The sequence below is a fragment of the Variovorax sp. genome (assembly GCF_965279555.1).
GTDB lineage: Bacteria > Pseudomonadota > Gammaproteobacteria > Burkholderiales > Burkholderiaceae_C > Variovorax.
Genome location: NZ_OZ257247.1, coordinates 3,085,648 through 3,103,929 on the forward strand (window position 1 = coordinate 3,085,648; position 18,282 = coordinate 3,103,929).

Below are 18,282 nucleotides of genomic sequence, written 5' to 3' on the forward strand. Positions count from 1 at the left end.
GCCTGTGAACGCTCCCACCACTCGCGCGTCCGCCGCCGCCACGCCCATCCACGCCGTCAAGGCGTGGTGGCAGGCGGCGCCGTTCGCGCTGGTGTTCCTGCTGTTCTTCCTGATTCCGCTGGCGCTGGTCGCGATGGTCAGCCTGTGGAACTTCAACGAATACGAGCTGATACCGGCCGTCACGCTGCGCAACTACCTCAGCCTGTTCGAAGGCTGCTCGCGCCTCACCGACAACGGCGACCTGTGCGTCACGCTCAACACCTACCTGAGCACGTTCAAGTTCTGCGTGCTGGTTTGGGGCATCACGCTGCTGATCGGCTTTTCGGTTGCGTACTTCCTGGCGTTCCACGTGCGCTCGTCGACCATGCAGACGGTGCTGTTCGTGCTGTGCACGGTACCGTTCTGGACATCGAACGTGATCCGCATGATCTCGTGGGTGCCGCTGCTGGGACGCAACGGGCTGGTCAACCAGGCGCTGATGGGCCTGGGCCTGGTGAACCAGCCGCTCGAATGGCTGCTGTTCTCCGATTTCTCGGTGGTGCTGGCCTTCGTGCACCTGTACACGATGTTCATGATCGTGCCGATCTTCAACAGCATGATGCGCATCGACCGCTCGCTGCTCGAGGCGGCCAGCGACGCGGGCGCCTCGGGCTGGCAGACGCTGTGGAACGTGGTGGTGCCGCTGTCGCGCACGGGCATCCTGATCGGCTCGATCTTCGTCATCACCATCGTCATGGGCGACTTCGTCACCATCGGCGTGATGGGCGGCCAGCAGATCGCATCCATCGGCAAGATCATCCAGGTGCAGACCTCGTACCTGCAGTTTCCGCTGGCGGCTGCCAACGCGATGATCCTGCTGGCGGTGGTGCTGATGATCATCTGGGGGCTGACCCGGCTGGTCGATATTCGAAAGGAGCTCTGAGGTGGGCTCTTGCTTTTCAGGGCTCGCTCACGCCGACGGGGTACCTTGCTCCGCGAATGTCCTGCGGCACAAGCAGAGCGCTTGCCGTGCGCAGGGCGCCGGGTGCTCCCCGCAGCGAAATAAAGGAGGAGCCCGAAGGGCGGGGGACATTCGCGGAGGGGAGTACCCGGTGGCCTGTGCACACACCCGAATGGAGCGCAACAAGAAATGACTCACCGCATAGGCGAACAACGCGCCCCAGGCTTCTGGCCATTGGCAACCGTATTCGGGCTTTTCGTGCTGTTCCTCTACGGCCCGATGATCACGATCTTCGTGCTCAGCTTCCAGGGCCCCGAGGGCGGCCTCACCTTCCCGTTGCGCGGCGTCTCGCTGCACTGGTTCTACAAACTGGCCGAAGGGCTGGGCACGGTGGACATCGGCGCGGCCTTCAGGCGCTCGCTCGCGCTGGGCGCGGTGGTCATGGCCTTCACCGTCGTGCTGTCGGTACTGGCCGGCCTGGCATTCCGCAAGAAGCTCGCGGGCAGCAACGCCCTCTTCTTCGTCACCGTGGCCAGCCTCATCATGCCGTCGATCATCATCTCGCTCGGCATCGGCCTGCAGTTCCGCCTCATCGACACCGGCATCAAGAGCATGCTGACAGCCATGGACGCCACCACGCTGCTCGAAGGCTACGGCACCGCGCTCGGCCTGTTCAGCTCCGCCCTCGGCGCGCACCTGACATGGACGCTGCCCTTCGGCCTGCTCATCATGTTCGCCGTATTCAACCGCTTCAACCCGGCCTACGAAGAAGCCGCCCGCGACCTCGGCGCCAGCCCGTGGCAGAGCTTCCGCTTCGTGGTGCTCCCGCTGATCGGCCCCTCGATCGTGGGCATCGGCATGTTCGGCTTCACGCTCTCCTGGGACGAAATCGCCCGCACCTCGCAGGCCATCGGCGACGTCAACACCCTGCCGCTCGAGTTGCAGGGCCTGACCTCGACCGTCACCACGCCGTCGATCTACGCACTGGGCACGGTGACCACCATCGTGTCGCTGCTGGTCATGGCCGTGGCACTGGGTGCGGCCGCGCTGCTGCGCCGAAGGGCGGTACGGCCCAGGTGAGCTTTTTCCTACAGCCCCCTCTAAAATCGCGCTCCAACACAAAGTACAAGCGAGAGAGGCGGGCATGCTCGACATCGACAAACTCAATGAATTCACCCAGAACCACGGCGAACTGCGCCGCGGCCAAGGCCTGGTCACCGGCACCATCGCGCTGAGCCTGGCCATCCTGTGCTTCCTCGGCGTACTGGCCTTCCACTTTCCGCAATACCTCACCACGCCCGAGCTGCGCAAGAGCTACAACGTCGACGTGATGCGGATCATCCTGCTGGCGGCGCTGGTCATTTCGGGCGGGCTGTCGCTGGTCAACATCATCTTCAACCGCTCGCGCTGGCTCTCGTCGGCGGCGTTCCTGCTGGTGGTGGCGTCGGCGCTGCTCGGCGGGCACAAGGTGCCGGTGCACGACTTCGCGGACAACACGCCGTACATCGGGCTCGACTGGTTCATTCTCGACCTGCTGGGCTCGTCGCTGATCTTCATCTTCATCGAGAAGCTCTTTGCGCTGCGCAAGGACCAGCCCGTGTTCCGCGAGGAGTGGCAGACCGACTTCCACCACTTCGTGGTGAACCACATGATCGTGGGCTTCGTGCTGCTGGCCACCAACCTCATGGTGCACAAGCTCTTCGGCTGGGCCGCCAACGACGGAATCCGGGGCTGGGTGGGCAACCTGCCGTTCTGGGCCGGCATCCTGCTGATCATCCTGGTGGCCGACCTGGTGCAGTACTGGACGCATCGCGCCTACCACGAGGTGCCCATGCTGTGGCGCCTGCACGCGGTGCACCACAGCGTGAAGAGCATGGACTGGATGGCCGGCTCGCGCCAGCACATCCTCGAATTGCTGATTACCCGCACGCTGGTGCTGGCGCCCATCTACGTGCTGGGCTTCAGCAAGGAAGTGATCGACGCGTACATCGTGGTGGTCGGCTTCCAGGCGGTGTTCAACCACTGCAACGTGAGCGTGCGGCTCGGCCCGCTGCGCTATTTGATCGTGACGCCCAACTTCCACCACTGGCACCACAGCCAGGACATCGAGGCGCTCGACAAGAACTACGCGGCGCACTACGCCTTCCTCGACTACATCTTCGGCACGGCCGTGAAGAGCACCAAGCTCTGGCCCGAGAAATACGGCGTGCTGGGCGACTACGTGCCCAACGGTTTCTTCAAGCAGTTGAAGTTCCCGTTCGTCTGGAAGGGCTGATGCGCGCCACGTTCAAGACCGCCGCGGTCGTCATTGCCGCGGGCGCCGCCCTGCTGCTCACGGCCTGCGCCACCCGCCTCGACCTGCCGACCAAGGACGCCGGGCTGCGCCTGCGCGTGCAAAGCTCGGTCATCGCGCCGGGCAATGGCGGCGAGCTCATCGCGGCCGATGCGCTGGAGCCGGGCGACATCCTGCTGACCTCCATCGCCACGGTCAATTCCTTCGGCATCCGGCTGGGCACCTTCTCGCCGGTGAGCCACGCGGTGCTCTACCTGGGCGACGGCCAGATCGCCGAAGCCGTGGGCACGGGCGTGCGCGCCCGGCCGCTGACCGAGGTGGTCGACGAAGAACAGATGGTCGTGGCCTTTCGGGTGCCTGGGGTCGATGCAGCCGGTGCCGCCCGCCTGCGCGAATGGGCGATGTCGCAGGTCGGCACGCGCTACAACACCGTGGGCGTGCTGCTGAACGCGCCCTTCGTGCTCAACCGCCGCCTCTGCGAACTGCCGCTGATGCCGGAGGCAGTCAGCAGCTATTGCATGAGCGGCCTGGCGATGGTGCAACTGGGCGCGAGCCGCAACGACCAGTTCTTCTGCTCCCAGTTCGTGCTGGAGGCCTACAGGCAGGCCGGCCTGCCGATCACCCGCGCCGACCCGCGCTGGGTGAGTCCGGCCGACCTGCTGCACATGCGCGAAGGCGACGTTCCCTCGATTGCCGCCACGCAGCCGCTGCGCTATGTGGGTCACCTGAAATACAACCCGCCGCCGCTGCTCGCGGCGGATGGCCCTTGAGCGCGGCAGCTTCATCCCGCTTCGATGTCGTGGTGATCGGCGCCGGCGCGGCCGGGCTGTTCTGCGCCGGCGTGGCGGGCCAGCGCGGGCTCAAGGTGCTGGTGCTGGACCACAGCGAGAAGGTGGGCGAGAAGATCCGCATCTCGGGCGGCGGGCGCGCCAACTTCACCAATCGCGATCTCGACGTGCGGGCGCCGCAGCGCCATTTCATCGGCGACAACCCGAATTTCTGCCGTTCGGCGCTGTCGCGTTATGCACCGCAGCAGTTCATCGAGCTGGTGCAGAAGCACGGCATCGCCTTTCACGAGAAGCACAAGGGGCAGCTGTTCTGCGACGGATCGTCGCAGCAGATCGTCGACATGCTGCTGGCCGAATGCGCGGCTGGCGGCGTCGAGCGGTGGCAGCCGTGCAAGATCGGGAACATAGCTTTGACAGGCTCCGGCAGCTATCAAATCGAGAGCAGCCGAGGCCTGATCGAGACGTCGAAGATCGTGGTTGCCACGGGCGGCCTGTCGATCCCGCAGATTGGCGCCACCGACTTCGGCTACCGCATCGCCGAGCAGTTCGGCCTGCGTGTGGTCACGCCGCGGCCGGCGCTGGTGCCGCTGACCTTCGGCGGCGAAGCCTGGGAGCCCTATGCCGGACTGGCCGGGCTCGCGCTGCCGGTGCGCATCGAAACAGGGGCCAAGAAAGAAAAAATGGCCTTCCTCGAAGACCTGCTGTTCACCCACCGCGGGCTTTCGGGCCCGGCGGTACTGCAGATTTCGAGCTACTGGAAGCCCGGCGCCCCGCTGACGCTGGATTTCGCCCCGGGCGTGGACGTGGCCGAGGCGCTGGGCGAAGCCAAGCTCCGCTCCAAGAAGCGCATCGCCAACGAACTGGCCACGCTGGTGCCTTCCCGGCTGGCAGACGCCTGGGTCGGCCAGGACCCGGCACTGCAGCGTCCGGTGAACGAAGCGGCCGACAAGGCGTTGGCGGCGCTGTCGGAGCGCATCGCCCGCTGGCAGATCACCCCCAGCGGCACCGAGGGCTACAAGAAAGCCGAGGTCACGGCCGGCGGCGTCGACACCCGGGATTTGTCCTCCCAGACCATGGAATCGAAGCAGCCCGGGCTGTTTTTCATCGGCGAAGTGGTCGATGTCACGGGCTGGCTCGGCGGATACAACTTCCAATGGGCGTGGGCGAGCGCACATGCGTGCGCACAGGCCTTTTGACCCCCACGGACTCCCTTCCAGGGCACCGTGGAACCGGCTTTGCCGGGCCACCGGTGCCGCCCCCGGCGAGGGGGAAGGCGAAGCGACACGAAGTGCGCGCAGCCTGGGGGAGTGCTATACTCGCGGGCTAACTCTGGCCTCCCCTCAACGGCCGCAAACAGTTTTCAGTTGAGGAACCCCGGCTTGGGGCCTCGATCTCTCCAGGCCAAATTCATTTCAACGATTCATCAATGACCACCATCCGCGTTAAAGAAAACGAGCCCTTCGACGTCGCACTGCGCCGTTTCAAGCGCACCATCGAAAAGCTCGGCCTGCTGACCGACCTGCGTGCCCGCGAGTTCTACGAAAAGCCGACCGCCGAACGCAAGCGCAAGAAGGCCGCCGCGGTCAAGCGCCACTACAAGCGCGTGCGCAGCATGCAGCTGCCCAAGAAGCTGTACTAAGCAACCCCCAGGGCGGCCGGCTCCAGACGAAAGTCAGCACCGCCGCCCAGTTGCTTCAGCCGCGCCAGGGAAACCTGCCGCGGCTTTTGTTTTTCCGAAAGGTTGCCGAATGACACTCAAAGAACAGATCACCGAAGACATGAAGACGGCGATGCGCGCCAAGGACTCCGAGCGCCTGGCCACCATCCGCCTGCTGCTGGCCGCCATGAAGCAGAAGGAAGTCGACGAGCGCGTGGAGCTCGACGACGCCATGGTCGTCGCCATCGTCGACAAGATGGTCAAGCAGCGCAAGGACTCCATCGCCGCCTTCACCACCGGCGGCCGCGCCGACCTCGCCGACAAGGAAGCCGCAGAGATCAAGGTGCTGGAGGTCTACCTGCCTCAGCGCATGAGCGCCGATGAAACGGTGGCCGCGGTGAAGGCCATCGTGGCCGAGTTGGGCGCCAGCGGCCCCGGCGACATGGGCAAGGTGATGGGCGTGGTCAAGACCCGCCTCGCCGGCAAGGCCGACATGGGCCAGGTCAGCGCAGCGGTCAAGGCCGCTCTGACGGGCGCCTGATGCCGATGAACGCCGGCAGCCCCTCCGTCGCCATTCCCAAGGCCTGCGCCTGCCTGGTCGACGCACGGGGCCGGCTGCTGGTGTTCCGCCATCCCGAGGATGGCAACATGCAGCTCCCCAAGGGCACCATCGAGCCCGGTGAATCGCCCGAGGAGGCGGTGCGCCGCGAACTGCTCGAGGAATCGGGCATCGACCACCGCGGCCCGCTGCGGTCGCTGGGCACGCTGGACCGCGAATGCGAGGCCGGTGTCGAAGGCAACACCCATCGCCACCCGCAGCTGTGGCACCTGTTCCTGATGCGCGCCGAAAGCCCGCTGCCCGAGACTTTCACGCACACGGCAACGGGCAGCCCCGAGGAGGAAGGCCTGGTATTCCTGTTCAGCTGGCTCGAAGCCGGCGACGCGCTGGACGACTTCGCCCTGCCCTACCGCCAGACCATCGAGCGCGTCCGCGCCGCGCTGCTGCTCGCAGCCTGACCTCGGCTCACAAGCCGGCGCGCGCGGCCATGTAGAGCCCCAGCAGCGCCAGCCCGATCAGGAAGCAGCGCTTGAACACGGCCACAGACAGCCGCTGCCGCAGCCAGGTCCCGAGCACCATGCCGCCGATGGCCGGCACCAGCATCGCGAACGAGCCACCGAGCGCCGACACCGGATAGCCCCCGTTTCCGATCAGCCCGACGGCCAGCACCACCGTCGAGGTGGTGAACGAGATTCCCATCGCCTGGATCAGCGAATCGCGCTGGAACCCGAGCGCCTGCAAATACGGCACGGCCGGCACCGCGAACACACCCGTCACCGCAGTCACCAGCCCCGTGACGATGCCCACCAACGGCCCCAGCCAGCGCGCCCGCGCGTCGCTCACATGCAGCTGACGCCCGGTCAGCCCCCAGACCGCGTAGACCACCAGCGCCACCCCGAGCGCGAACGAAGCCCAGGCCCCCGCCGGCACGCCCAGCCACAGCGCCCCGCCCAGCGTGCCGATCACCACCCCCACCTGCATGCCGCCGATGCGCCGCAGCACCGGCATGAAGGTCGCGCGCGGCCCGGTCTGCCAGATGTTGGTGACGAGCGACGGCACGATCAGCAACGCCGCCGCCTGCACCGGCGACATCCAAAGCGCCAGCAGTCCCATCGACACCGTCGGCAGCCCGAGGCCGACCACGCCCTTGATCACCCCGGCCAGCAGGTACACCGCCGTGGCGGCGGCCCAGAAACTCATCGCGTCGTTCGTTGGCGTCGTCATCGCGGCCGAGTCTGCCGATGAAGCCCGCGCCCGGAAATGCGGCATTCGCGCAGCCGGCCTCAGGCTGGGCCTGAGGCTCCTGGTGCACACTCCGGCGGATCATGCGATTCGATCTCACCGACCTGCGGCTCTTCCTCAACGTGGTCGAGGCCGGCAGCCTCACGGGCGGCGCCGGCCGCTCGCACATGACGCTGGCCTCCGCCAGCCAGCGGGTGCGCGGGATGGAAGACGCGCTCGGCACCCCGCTGCTCACGCGCCACGCGCAGGGCGTGCGCGCCACCGAGGCCGGCCGCACGCTGCTGCACCATGCGCGCGTCGTGCTGCAGCAGATGGAGCGGCTGCGCGGCGAACTCGGCGAATACGGCCAGGGCCTCAAGGGCCATGTGCGCTTCATGTGCGGCACCTCGGCGCTGACCGAGCACCTGCCCGAGGTGCTGAGCCGCTTTCTCGCGCAGCATCCGCGCATCTCGGTGGACCTGGAGGAACGCGCCAGCCCCGACACGGTGGAAGCGCTGCGCGCCGGCCTGTGCGACATCGGCATCGTCTCGGACGCCATCGACAGCGAGGGCCTCGAATGCCACACCTTCCGCCGCGACGACCTCGTGCTCGTCATGCCGCGCGGCCACGCACTGGCCGGGCGCCGGCGCCTGAAACTGGCCGAGGTGGTCGACAACGAATTCGTGGGCCTGCCGGCGGACAGTGCGCTGCAGCAGCTGATCACCCAACATGTGCGAGCGCTCGGCAAGCACCTCGCCTACCGGGTGCGGGTGCGCAACTTCGAGGCGGTGTGCCGGATGGTCGAGTACGGCATCGGCGTGGGCATCGTGCCGCAGACGGCGGCCGACCGCTGTGCCCGCTCGATGAAGATCGCGCGCGCCTCGCTTGCGGACAAATGGGCCGAGCGCACGCTGATGGCCTGCGTGCGCTCGTCGGAAGACCTGCCGCTCAATGCCAGGCGCATGCTCGAGCACCTGATCGCGCCGATGGAAGAAACCGCCAGGCCGCGGCGGGCCGCGGAAGAAGCCCGACCCGGTTGACCCGGGACCTCAGGCGCCGGCCACCTTCATGCGGTTCACCAGCACCGACCCGGTGGTCTTGGCGCCGAAGGTGTAGGCATCCGCGCCGATGGCTTCGATGCCCATGAGCATGTCCTTCAGGTTGCCGGCGATGGTGATCTCCTGCACCGGGAAGGCGATCTTGCCCTTCTCGACCCAGAAGCCGCTGGCGCCGCGCGAGTAGTCCCCGGTCACGTAGTTCACGCCCTGGCCCATCAGCTCGATCACGAACAGGCCGGTGCCCAGCTTGGCGAGCATGGCGTCGAGGTCGTCGGTGTGCTTCGTCAGGCGCGAGCTCAGCGTCAGGTTGTGCGAACCGCCGGCGTTGCCGGTGGTCTTCATGCCCAGCTTGCGGGCCGAGTAGGTCGAGAGAAAGTAGCCTTCGAGGCGGCCGGCATCGACCACCTTGCGCGCGCGGGTGGTCACGCCTTCGTCGTCGAAGGGCGAGCTGCCCTTGCCGCGCATCACGTGGGGGTCTTCGGCCACGTCGATGTGCTTGGGCAGCACGGGCTTGCCCAGCGAATCGAGCAGGAAGCTGCTCTTGCGATACAGCGCCCCGCCGCTCACGGCCTGCACCAGGCCGCCCAGCAGGCCCACGGCCAGCGGCGACTCGAACAGCACCGGGCATTCGGTGGTCTTGATCTTGCGCGACTTCAGGCGGCTCAGCGCCCGCTCGGCGGCGTAGCGGCCCACGGCCTGCGGGCTGGCCAGTTCGTCGGCGGAGCGCATGGAGCTGTACCAGGCGTCGCGCTGCATGTCGTCGCCCTTGCCGGCAATGGGCGCCACCGAAATGGAGTGCCGCGAGCTGGCGTAGCCGCCACGGAAGCCGTGCGTGTGGGCGCTGAAGAAGTGGCTCTGCTGGGCCGAGACGCCCGCGCCTTCGCTGTTGGTGATGCGCTTGTCGGTAGACAGGGCAGCCGCTTCGCATTCAAGCGCCAGCCTGGCGGCCTGCTCGCTCGTCACGTCCCAGGGATGGAACAGGTCGAGTTCGGGGTGTTCCTTGGCGATGTCTTCCTCGTCGGGCAGGCCGCTCACCGGGTCTTCGGCAGTGAAGCGGGCGATGTCGTAGGCCGCCTGGACGGTCTGCTTGATGGCCCCTTCGGAGAAGTCGGAGGTGCTGGCGTTGCCGCGGCGGTGGCCCACGTAGACCGTGATGCCCAGCGACTTGTCGCGGTTGCGCTCGACGTTCTCGAGCTCGCCCTTGCGCACGGAGACGCTCAGGCCGCAGCCCTCGGACGCCTCGGCGCCGGCATCGGTCGCCCCGAGCTTCTTGGCGTGCGCCAAGGCCGAGTCGACCAGGTTTTCGAAGAAGGAACGGCTGTAGGCGAAGCCGGAATCGGCGCGCGAGGAGGATGTCGTCATGTGGTGGCTATGATACTTGCGCCCCCCAATCCCCGTTTACCCCCTGCTTCCCACCGCGCATTGCATGCGTTGCAACGCCGCACGGTGCGGCCCAGAATCCATCCCATGTCCCGCAAACCCAAAAAAGGCTATTTCGTCCGTGGCCAGTTCGTCGCTGAAGGCAGCGAACTCGACCTGGAGCTCAAGCGCGAGCTCAAGGGCACCGACGACGCCAGCCGCACCGACCTCAAGCGCGAGAGCGACGAACTCCAGAAGCTGGGCGGCGAACTGCTCACGCTGCGCGCCGGCCTGTTCGACGCGCTCCAGCTCGACGAGAAGCTGGTCGACGCCATCGCCGAAGCCAAGCGCATCACCAATTTCGAGGGCAAGCGCCGCCAGATGCAGTTCATCGGCAAGCTCATGCGCAAGCTCGAGCCCGAGGTGCTGGAGGCCGTCAGGCAGGCCCTGTCGGAGCAGGCCAGCGTGCCGGCAGCCGAAACCGCCGCCCTGCACGAGGCCGAGCGCTGGCGCGACCGGCTGATTGCCGACGACGACGCCCTCGGCGGCTGGATCGAAACCCACCCCGCCACCGACTCCCAGCAACTGCGCGCCCTGGTGCGCCAGGCCCGCAAGGACATGAAGACCGGCCCGGCCGGTGAAGCGCCCCGACAGGGCAAGGCCTACCGCGAGATCTTCCAACTCGTGCGCGCCCAGTTGGCGGTGCACGGCGGCGACGACCACGCAGCCGCCGCGGCGGAACAAGACCGGGAAGAGGACGCATGAGCGCAGAAGCTGTCTTCGAGCCGGTGCGCATCGGCATCGTCTCGGTCAGCGACCGTGCCTCCAGCGGTGCCTACGAAGACAAGGGCCTGCCCTCGCTGAAGGAATGGCTGGGCAAGGCGCTGAAGAACCCCATCGAATTCGAGCCCCGGCTGATTCCCGACGAGGCCGCGCGCATCAGCGCCGCGCTGGTCGAGCTGGTCGACGCCGGCTGTTCGCTGGTGCTGACCACCGGCGGCACCGGCCCCGCCCTGCGCGACGTGACGCCCGAGGCCACGCTGGCCGTCGCCCACAAGGAAATGCCCGGCTTCGGCGAGCAGATGCGCCAGATCAGCCTGCGCTTCGTGCCTACCGCGATCCTGTCGCGGCAGGTGGCGGTGATCCGCGACAAGAGCCTGATCATCAACCTGCCGGGCCAGCCCAAGTCGATCGCGGAAACGCTCGAGGGGCTGAAGGACGCGAACGGGGCGCAGCTCGTGCCCGGCATCTTCGCGGCGGTGCCCTACTGCATCGACCTGATCGGCGGGCCGTACCTGGAAACCGACGATTCGGTCTGCAAGGCCTTCCGGCCGAAGTCGGCCATCCGCACTCGCGCCTGAGCGGCGTCGACTCGCGGCCGCTACTGCGGCGGAAGGCTCCTGGCCTCGACGTCCTTCAGGCACGAACTGACCGCCGCGTGCGACGCCTGCTCGTAGCAGCGCGCGGCCGCGGCACGCGCCGCCTTCTGCTGCACGCGCCGCTCTTCGGCGCTGTCGATCTGGTAGCTCATGAGCCACTTCATGGAGAGCGCCAGCACGAGTCCCAGCCCGAGCGACATGCCCACCACCGTCGAGCGCCACGTCCGCGCACTGGGCGCAGCGGGCTCGGCCGCAGGGCCGACGTCGAACGCCATTGGAGGATGTGAAGGCGAGCCGCCATGGACCCGGCGGCGCTGCGGAGCGCGCGGCTCGGCGGTGGTAGTGGTGCGTGCGGAAGACTTGTCGTAACTGCCCATCGACCTGATTGTCCGCGAATCGGCAGCCCCCGCCGCGACGCGCCGGGGGCTCTTCAGGCTCAGGCCAGATCGAACCTGTCGAGGTTCATCACCTTCGTCCACGCGGCCACGAAGTCGTTCGCGAACTTCTCTTGCGCGTCCGAGCTCGCGTAGATCTCGGCGATGGCGCGCAGCTGCGCGTTCGAGCCGAAGACCAGGTCGGCGCGCGTGCCGGTCCACTTCAGTTCGCCCGATTTGCGGTCACGGCCTTCGTACTTCTCGTTGCCGGCCGGAGCTGCTTTCCACTCCGTGCCCATGTCGAGCAGGTTGACGAAGAAGTCGTTGCTCAGCGTGCCCGGCTTCTTGGTGAAGACGCCGTCCTGGCTCTGGCCGACATTGGCGCCGATCACGCGCAGGCCGCCGATGAGCACGGCCAGCTCCGGCGCTGTCAGCGTCAGCAGTTGCGCCCTGTCGACGAGCAGCACTTCGGCCGGCACGCTGAACCGCGCCTTGGTGTAGTTGCGGAAACCGTCGGCCACCGGCTCCAGGGGCTCGAAAGACTGCACGTCGGTCTGTTCCTGCGACGCGTCGGCACGGCCCGGCGAGAACGGAACCTTGAGTTCGCGTCCGGCATTGCGCGCAGCTTGCTCCACGCCGGCACCGCCGGCCAGCACGATCAGGTCGGCCAGCGAGATCTTCTTGCCGCCCTTCTGCGCGGCGTTGAACTCCTCGCGGATGCCTTCGAGCACCTGCAGCACCTTGGCCAGCTGCGCCGGCTCGTTCACCGCCCAGTCCTTCTGGGGCGCCAGGCGAATGCGCGCTCCATTCGCGCCGCCCCGCTTGTCGGAGCCGCGGAAGGTCGATGCCGAAGCCCATGCCGTCGAGACGAGCTGCGCCGGCGTGAGGCCCGAGGCCAGCACCTTCTTGGCGAGCGCCTCCACGTCCTGCGCATCGACCAGCGCATGGTCGACTGCCGGAATCGGGTCTTGCCAGATCAGCTCTTCGGCCGGCACTTCCGGTCCGAGGTAGCGTGCGCGCGGGCCCATGTCGCGGTGAGTGAGCTTGAACCATGCGCGGGCGAACGCGTCGGCGAACTGGTCGGGGTTTGCAAGGAAGCGGCGCGAGATCTTCTCGTAGGCCGGGTCGATGCGCAGCGACAGGTCGGTGGTGAGCATGGTCGGCGCGTGGCGCTTCGACGGGTCGTGCGCGTCCGGAATGGTTCCCGCGCCGGCACCGCCTTTGGCCACCCACTGGTGCGCGCCCGCGGGGCTCTTGGTGAGTTCCCATTCGAAGCCGAACAGGTTCTCGAAGAAGTTGTTGCTCCACTTCGTGGGCGTGGTGGTCCAGGTGACTTCCAGGCCGCTGGTGATGGTGTCGCCGCCCTTGCCGGTGCCGAAGCTGCTCTTCCAGCCCAGGCCCTGGTCTTCGATGCCCGCTGCCTCGGGCTCGTGCCCGACGTTGGTTGCCGGGCCAGCGCCGTGCGTCTTGCCGAAGGTGTGGCCGCCGGCAATGAGCGCCACGGTTTCTTCGTCGTCCATGGCCATGCGCGCGAAGGTGTCGCGGATGTCGCGCGCCGCGGCGAGCGGGTCGGGGTTGCCGTCCGGGCCTTCGGGGTTCACGTAGATCAGGCCCATCTGCACGGCGGCCAGCGGGTTCTCGAGGTCGCGTGTGTGCGGCACCTTGCTGTCGTCGTCCTTCACGAGCACCGCGCCGGATTTCTCGACGCCCGGCGAACCTTGCGAATAGCGGATGTCGCCGCCGAGCCAGGTGGTCTCGCGGCCCCAGTACACGTCCTGGTCGGGTTCCCACACATCGGCACGGCCGCCCGCGAAGCCGAAGGTCTTGAAGCCCATCGTTTCCAGCGCGACGTTGCCCGTGAGGATCAACAAGTCGGCCCACGAAATCTTGTTGCCGTACTTCTGCTTGATCGGCCAGAGCAGACGCCGTGCCTTGTCGAGGCTCACGTTGTCGGGCCAGCTGTTCAGCGGTGCGAAGCGCTGCTGGCCGCGACCGGCGCCGCCGCGTCCGTCACCGATGCGGTAGGTGCCCGCGCTGTGCCATGCCATGCGAATGAACAGCGGGCCGTAGTGGCCGAAGTCCGCCGGCCACCAGTCCTGCGAGTCGGTCATCAGCGCGGCGAGGTCTTTCTTCACCGCTGCAAGATCGAGGCTCTTGAACGCCGCGGCGTAGTCGAAATCCTTGTCCATCGGATCGGATTTCGACGAGTGCTGGTGAAGCAGATCGATACGCAGCTGCTTGGGCCACCAGTCTCGGTTGGTGGTGCCGGCACCTGCTGCCTGGCTGAAGGGACACTTGGCTTCGGTCTTGTCACTGCTCATGGGAACTCCTGGTTTTGTGCTGCGAGGGGATCAGGCAAATTCTCTGACAGAAGCCGCCGTGGGGCGAATAGAAGCACTCAATTCCAGCGATAGCGCAAGCTGGCCCTGCTTGTCATTCGCCGCGCGGTCTCCGGCGCTCGGACGCGAGCTTTATAGCCTCATCGCCCGCCCCGCCGCAATCGATCGGCCCCTGAAGCCGAGTGGCATCACTCAGGCCGCCGCCGGCCCGAACCCATGGCTTTCGGCCGCCTGCTCGCACGGCACGCGCTCGGCCTGCACGGTGGAGTGGTGAATGTCGAAGCGCTCCGCCAGCAGCGCGCGCAGGCGCTGCGTGAACGGCGCGAGATCGCCCACATCCGGCTTGCCCACCACGTGCACGCTCAGGCTCACCTTGCCGCTGGAGAGTGCCCACACGTGCAGGTCATGCAGGCTGGCGACGCCTTCGCTCGCCAGCAGCGCCCGTTCGATCTCCGGCAGGTCCACCTCGTCGGGCACGCCTTCGAGCAGCACGTTGAGGCTCTCGCGCAGGAGCCGCCAGGTGCGCGGCAGCACCCACAGCCCGATGGCCACCGCGATCACCGAGTCGACCCATGCCCAGCCCGTGAAGCGAATGACCAGTGCGCCGAGAATCACGCCGATCGAGCCCAGCATGTCGGCCCACACCTCCAGGTACGCGCCCTTCACGTTGAGGCTCTCGTCCTTGCCCGCCGCCAGCAGCCGCATGCCGACGAGGTTGACGACCAGCCCGCCGGCGGCCACCAGCATCATCATGGTCGACTGGATCTCGGCCGGCGCGGAGATGCGGCGGTACGCCTCGTACAGCACGTACATCGCCACGAAGAACAGCAGCACCGCGTTCAGCACCGCCGCCAGGATCTCGAAGCGGTAGTAGCCGAAGGTGCGGCGCCTGTCGGCGGGCCGCTTGCCGATCCAGATGGCGGCCAGGGAAATCGCCAGCGCCACGGTGTCGGTGAACATGTGGGCTGCATCGGACAGCAGCGCGAGGCTGCCCGACACCAGCCCGCCGACCACCTCGGCGACGAGGTAGACGGAGGTCAGCAGCAGCGCCCAGCGCAGCGCCTTTTCATTGCTGCCTGTGGCATGCGAATGCTCATGTGCCATGGAATCCTTGCGGTGCAGGGTCGAGCGGCGCGCCGTGGTTCTGCTCGCGGGCGTCTTCCTGCTGCACCTCGTCTTCGTCGCGCCTGTGCGCGATGCGGTAGAGCAGCGGAAGCACCAGCAGCGTCAGCGCGGTCGACGAAAGGATACCGCCGATCACCACGGTGGCCAGCGGCCGCTGCACCTCGGCGCCCGTGCCGGTGGCGATGGCCATGGGCACGAAGCCCAGCGACGCGACCAGCGCGGTCATCAGCACCGGCCGCAGCCGCGTGAGCGCGCCTTCGCGAATGGCCGCATCCAGCGGCAGCCCACCCTCGCGCAGGTTGCGGATGAACGAGATCATCACCAACCCGTTGAGCACCGCCACGCCCGACAGCGCAATGAAGCCCACCGCCGCCGAGATCGACAGCGGAATGCCGCGCATCCACAGCGCCACGATGCCGCCCGTGAGCGCGAACGGAATGCCGGTGAACACCAGCAGCCCGTCCTTGAGGTTGCCGAACATCGCGAACAGCAGCGTGAACACCAGCAGCAGCGACACCGGCACCACGACCTGCAGCCGCTGCGTGGCCGACGCGAGGTTCTCGTACTGCCCGCCCCACACGGTCCAGTAGCCCGAGGGAATGCTCACCTTGCGCATGGCCTCTTCGGCCTCGGCCACGAAGGAGCCCAGGTCGCGGCCGCGCACGTTGGCGCTCACCACGATGCGGCGCTTGCCGTCTTCGCGGCTCACCTGGTTCGGACCCGGCGCGATGTCCAGCGTGGCCACTTCGCCCAGCGGGATGAAGCTGGTGCGCGCGCTCTCGGCACCCGCGCCCTTGGGCAGCGCCACGGGCAGGCGCTTGATGGCCTCGAGGTCGGTACGCAGGTTCTCTGGCAGGCGCACGATGATGTCGAAGCGGCGGTCGCCGTCGAACAGCGTGCCCGCCTCGCGCCCGCCGACCGCGACCGAGATCGCGTCCTGCATGTCGCCCACGTTCAGGCCGTAGCGCGCGGTCTTGTTGCGGTCGATGTTCACCGTGAGCATCGGCAGGCCGGTGGTCTGCTCGACCTTCACCTCGGCCGCGCCGGGGATCTTGCCCAGCGCCTCCGACACCTCGGCCGCGGTCTTGTTGAGCACGTCCATGTCGTCGCCGAAGATCTTCACCGCCACGTCGCTGCGCACGCCGGAGATCAGCTCGTTGAAGCGCAGCTGGATCGGCTGCGAGAACTCGTAGTTGTTGCCCGGCAGCTTCTCGACTTCTTCCTGCACCGCCGCCAGCAGCTCGGCGCGCGAGCGGCGTGGCTTGGGCCACTCGCTCTCGGGCTTGAGCATGATATAGCCGTCCGAAATGTTCGGCGGCATCGGGTCCGAAGCGATCTCGGCCGTGCCGGTGCGAGCGAAGATGCGCTCGATCTCGGGAAACTTCTCCTTCAGCGTACGTTCGAGCTGTTTCTGCATCTCGACCGACTGCGTAAGGCTGGTGCCCGGAATGCGCAGCGCCTGAATGGCGAAGTCGCCTTCGCTCAGGCTGGGCACGAACTCGGTACCCAGCCGCGTGGCCAGCAGGCCCGACAGCAGCACCGCCACCACCGCGGTGGTGATCACCAGCGGCTTGGCGGACATGACGCGCGCCAGCAGGGGCTCGTAGCCGCGCTTGGCCCACACCATCAGGCGGTTTTCCTTCTCGCTCACCTTGTTGCCGATGAACAGCGCCACGGCAGCAGGGATGAAGGTGATCGACAGAATCATCGCGCCCAGCAGCGCGATCACCACGGTGAAGGCCATCGGGTGGAACAGCTTGCCCTCCACGCCCGTGAGCGCAAAGATCGGCAGGTACACGATCATGATGATGAGCTGGCCGAACAGCAGCGGCCGGCGCGCCTCCTGCGAGGCGGCGAACACTTCATGGAAGCGCTCGCTGCGCGTCAGCGGCCGGCCCTTGTGTGCCTGCGCATGGGCCAGCCTTCGCACGCAGTTCTCCACGATCACCACCGCGCCGTCGATGATGATGCCGAAGTCCAGCGCCCCCAGGCTCATGAGGTTGGCACTGACCTTCTGGTTCACCATGCCGGTGAAGGTGAAGAGCATCGACAGCGGAATCACCAGCGCGGTGATCAGTGCCGCGCGGATGTTGCCCAGGAACAGGAACAGGATCGCGATGACCAGCACCGCGCCCTCGAACAGGTTTTTCTTCACCGTGGCGATGGCCTTGTCCACCAGCACCGTGCGGTCGTACACCGTCACCGCCTTCACGCCGGCTGGCAGCGTGCGGTTGATCTCCTGCATCTTCTTGTCGACGGCCTGCGACACGGTGCGGCTGTTCTCGCCGATCAGCATGAACACGGTGCCCAGCACCACCTCGCGGCCGTTGTCGGTGGCGGCACCGGTGCGCAGTTCCTTGCCGATGCCGACCTCGGCCACGTCCTGCACGCGCAGCGGAATGCCGTTGGCGTTGCCGAGGATGACGTTGCCGATGTCATCCACCGACTTCACCTGCCCCGGCGCGCGAATGAGATATTGCTCGCCGCGCTTCTCGATGTAGCCCGCGCCCACGTTGGCGTTGTTGCGCTCCAGCGCGGTGACCACGTCGGTCATGGTGAGGCCATGGGCCAGCAGCTTGGCCGGGTCGGGAGCGATCTGGAACTCCTTGGCATAGCCGCCGATGGAGTTGATCTCGGTCACGCCCGCCACATTGCGCAGCTGCGGCTTGATGATCCAGTCCTGTATCTCGCGCAGGTCGGTGGGCGAATAGGGCCTGCCGTCGGCCTTCTTCGCGCCCTCTTCCGCTTCGACGGTCCAGAGATAGATTTCGCCGAGGCCTGTGGAGATGGGCCCGATCACCGGCGATATGCCGCCGGGCATGCTCTCGCGCGCCGACTGTATGCGCTCGTTGACGAGCTGCCGCGCGAAGTAGATGTCGGTGCCGTCCTTGAAGATCACGGTGACCTGCGAGAGCCCGTAGCGCGACAGCGAGCGCGTCTGCTGCAGCCCCGGCAGGCCGGCCATGACGGTTTCGATCGGGTAGGTCACGCGCTGCTCGGTCTCCAGCGGGGAGTAGCCGGGCGCGGCGGTGTTGATCTGCACCTGAACGTTGGTGATGTCGGGCACCGCGTCGATGGGCAGCTTCTGGTAGCTGAAGATGCCCAGCGCCGCCATGCCCAGCACGGCAAGCAGGATCAGCCAGCGCTGCTCGATGGAGAAGCGGATGATTCGTTCGAACATGCGTGCTTC

The 18,282-nt window shown here is 67.1% G+C and carries 17 protein-coding genes; 11 read left to right on the top strand and 6 right to left on the bottom strand.

All coding sequences use genetic code 11. From position 1 onward, the window contains the following. The first annotated feature begins 4 nt into the window (after positions 1-4). From ACQY8B_RS14650 to ACQY8B_RS14685, 8 genes are all read left to right on the top strand, one after another. Entirely contained in the window at positions 5-922 is a 918-nt protein-coding gene (locus ACQY8B_RS14650; RefSeq protein WP_422087362.1) for an ABC transporter permease, read from the top strand. A 207-nt stretch (positions 923-1,129) separates the two neighbouring features. Next, the gene (locus tag ACQY8B_RS14655) at positions 1,130-2,020 is read left to right on the top strand and encodes an ABC transporter permease (protein WP_422087363.1); all 891 of its coding nucleotides are present in this window, start codon (positions 1,130-1,132) and stop codon (positions 2,018-2,020) included. Between the two features lie 64 nt (positions 2,021-2,084). Next, positions 2,085-3,215, top strand: a complete 1,131-nt coding sequence (locus ACQY8B_RS14660) for a sterol desaturase family protein (protein ID WP_422087364.1) — start codon at positions 2,085-2,087, stop codon at positions 3,213-3,215. Next, on the top strand, positions 3,215-4,003 hold the full coding sequence (locus ACQY8B_RS14665) for a YaeF family permuted papain-like enzyme (protein WP_422087365.1): 789 nt from the start codon (positions 3,215-3,217) through the stop codon (positions 4,001-4,003). The genes ACQY8B_RS14660 and ACQY8B_RS14665 overlap by 1 nt, the downstream gene beginning before the upstream one ends. Next, complete coding sequence (locus tag ACQY8B_RS14670; protein WP_422087366.1) at positions 4,000-5,217, top strand: NAD(P)/FAD-dependent oxidoreductase; 1,218 nt, start codon at positions 4,000-4,002, stop codon at positions 5,215-5,217. Before ACQY8B_RS14665 ends, ACQY8B_RS14670 begins: the two co-directional genes overlap by 4 nt. 230 nt (positions 5,218-5,447) lie before the next feature. Then, positions 5,448-5,660 (top strand): 30S ribosomal protein S21, encoded by a 213-nt coding sequence (gene rpsU / locus ACQY8B_RS14675; protein ID WP_007833691.1) that lies wholly within the window; start codon positions 5,448-5,450, stop codon positions 5,658-5,660. 109 nt (positions 5,661-5,769) lie between these two features. After that, complete coding sequence (locus ACQY8B_RS14680) at positions 5,770-6,219, top strand: GatB/YqeY domain-containing protein (RefSeq protein ID WP_081266549.1); 450 nt, start codon at positions 5,770-5,772, stop codon at positions 6,217-6,219. After that, positions 6,219-6,695: an NUDIX domain-containing protein gene (locus ACQY8B_RS14685; RefSeq protein ID WP_422087367.1), complete on the top strand. Its 477-nt coding sequence runs from the start codon at positions 6,219-6,221 to the stop codon at positions 6,693-6,695. The genes ACQY8B_RS14680 and ACQY8B_RS14685 overlap by 1 nt, the downstream gene beginning before the upstream one ends. Positions 6,696-6,702: 7 nt before the next feature. Here the strand turns inward: ACQY8B_RS14685 and ACQY8B_RS14690 are convergent, their stop codons facing one another. Then, entirely contained in the window at positions 6,703-7,461 is a 759-nt protein-coding gene (locus ACQY8B_RS14690) for a sulfite exporter TauE/SafE family protein (RefSeq protein ID WP_422087368.1), read from the bottom strand. A 101-nt stretch (positions 7,462-7,562) separates the two neighbouring features. Here ACQY8B_RS14690 and ACQY8B_RS14695 point away from each other — a divergent pair, with 101 nt between their 5' ends. Further along, complete coding sequence (locus tag ACQY8B_RS14695) at positions 7,563-8,498, top strand: LysR family transcriptional regulator (RefSeq protein ID WP_422087369.1); 936 nt, start codon at positions 7,563-7,565, stop codon at positions 8,496-8,498. Positions 8,499-8,507: 9 nt separating this feature from the next. Here ACQY8B_RS14695 and pmbA read toward each other — a convergent pair whose 3' ends face one another. Continuing rightward, entirely contained in the window at positions 8,508-9,878 is a 1,371-nt protein-coding gene (gene pmbA / locus ACQY8B_RS14700; protein WP_422087370.1) for a metalloprotease PmbA, read from the bottom strand. Positions 9,879-9,983: 105 nt separating this feature from the next. Here pmbA and yjgA point away from each other — a divergent pair, with 105 nt between their 5' ends. Both yjgA and mog read left to right on the top strand, forming a co-directional pair. Beyond that, complete coding sequence (gene yjgA, locus ACQY8B_RS14705) at positions 9,984-10,640, top strand: ribosome biogenesis factor YjgA (protein WP_422087371.1); 657 nt, start codon at positions 9,984-9,986, stop codon at positions 10,638-10,640. Further along, positions 10,637-11,236 carry a molybdopterin adenylyltransferase gene (mog, locus tag ACQY8B_RS14710; protein ID WP_422087372.1) on the top strand — a complete coding sequence of 200 codons (600 nt, stop codon included), beginning with the start codon at positions 10,637-10,639 and terminating at the stop codon, positions 11,234-11,236. Before yjgA ends, mog begins: the two co-directional genes overlap by 4 nt. A gap of 20 nt (positions 11,237-11,256) precedes the next feature. On the opposite strand, the gene ACQY8B_RS14715 is transcribed toward mog, so the two are convergent. From ACQY8B_RS14715 to ACQY8B_RS14730, 4 genes are all read right to left on the bottom strand, one after another. Next, complete coding sequence (locus ACQY8B_RS14715; RefSeq protein ID WP_422087373.1) at positions 11,257-11,529, bottom strand: hypothetical protein; 273 nt, start codon at positions 11,527-11,529, stop codon at positions 11,257-11,259. Positions 11,530-11,690: 161 nt separating this feature from the next. Continuing rightward, positions 11,691-13,949, bottom strand: coding sequence for a catalase/peroxidase HPI (katG, locus tag ACQY8B_RS14720; protein WP_422087374.1), 2,259 nt, complete (start codon positions 13,947-13,949; stop codon positions 11,691-11,693). Between the two features lie 210 nt (positions 13,950-14,159). After that, positions 14,160-15,071 carry a cation diffusion facilitator family transporter gene (locus ACQY8B_RS14725; protein ID WP_422087375.1) on the bottom strand — a complete coding sequence of 304 codons (912 nt, stop codon included), beginning with the start codon at positions 15,069-15,071 and terminating at the stop codon, positions 14,160-14,162. Continuing rightward, complete coding sequence (locus ACQY8B_RS14730; protein WP_422087376.1) at positions 15,061-18,273, bottom strand: CusA/CzcA family heavy metal efflux RND transporter; 3,213 nt, start codon at positions 18,271-18,273, stop codon at positions 15,061-15,063. The genes ACQY8B_RS14725 and ACQY8B_RS14730 overlap by 11 nt, the downstream gene beginning before the upstream one ends. Between the last annotated feature and the right edge of the window lie 9 nt (positions 18,274-18,282).

What these genes read in the sequence shown, in the direction of transcription:
- ACQY8B_RS14665 (WP_422087365.1), top strand. Translation starts at nt 3,215, where the DNA reads ATGCGCGCCACGTTCAAGACCGCCGCGGTCGTCATTGCCGCGGGCGCC.
- ACQY8B_RS14715 (WP_422087373.1), bottom strand. Translation starts at nt 11,529, where the DNA reads ATGGCGTTCGACGTCGGCCCTGCGGCCGAGCCCGCTGCGCCCAGTGCG.
- ACQY8B_RS14660 (WP_422087364.1), top strand. Translation starts at nt 2,085, where the DNA reads ATGCTCGACATCGACAAACTCAATGAATTCACCCAGAACCACGGCGAA.
- yjgA (WP_422087371.1), top strand. Translation starts at nt 9,984, where the DNA reads ATGTCCCGCAAACCCAAAAAAGGCTATTTCGTCCGTGGCCAGTTCGTC.
- mog (WP_422087372.1), top strand. Translation starts at nt 10,637, where the DNA reads ATGAGCGCAGAAGCTGTCTTCGAGCCGGTGCGCATCGGCATCGTCTCG.
- ACQY8B_RS14730 (WP_422087376.1), bottom strand. Translation starts at nt 18,273, where the DNA reads ATGTTCGAACGAATCATCCGCTTCTCCATCGAGCAGCGCTGGCTGATC.
- rpsU (WP_007833691.1), top strand. Translation starts at nt 5,448, where the DNA reads ATGACCACCATCCGCGTTAAAGAAAACGAGCCCTTCGACGTCGCACTG.
- ACQY8B_RS14655 (WP_422087363.1), top strand. Translation starts at nt 1,130, where the DNA reads ATGACTCACCGCATAGGCGAACAACGCGCCCCAGGCTTCTGGCCATTG.
- ACQY8B_RS14685 (WP_422087367.1), top strand. Translation starts at nt 6,219, where the DNA reads ATGCCGATGAACGCCGGCAGCCCCTCCGTCGCCATTCCCAAGGCCTGC.
- ACQY8B_RS14680 (WP_081266549.1), top strand. Translation starts at nt 5,770, where the DNA reads ATGACACTCAAAGAACAGATCACCGAAGACATGAAGACGGCGATGCGC.
- katG (WP_422087374.1), bottom strand. Translation starts at nt 13,949, where the DNA reads ATGAGCAGTGACAAGACCGAAGCCAAGTGTCCCTTCAGCCAGGCAGCA.
- ACQY8B_RS14690 (WP_422087368.1), bottom strand. Translation starts at nt 7,461, where the DNA reads ATGACGACGCCAACGAACGACGCGATGAGTTTCTGGGCCGCCGCCACG.
- pmbA (WP_422087370.1), bottom strand. Translation starts at nt 9,878, where the DNA reads ATGACGACATCCTCCTCGCGCGCCGATTCCGGCTTCGCCTACAGCCGT.
- ACQY8B_RS14725 (WP_422087375.1), bottom strand. Translation starts at nt 15,071, where the DNA reads ATGGCACATGAGCATTCGCATGCCACAGGCAGCAATGAAAAGGCGCTG.
- ACQY8B_RS14695 (WP_422087369.1), top strand. Translation starts at nt 7,563, where the DNA reads ATGCGATTCGATCTCACCGACCTGCGGCTCTTCCTCAACGTGGTCGAG.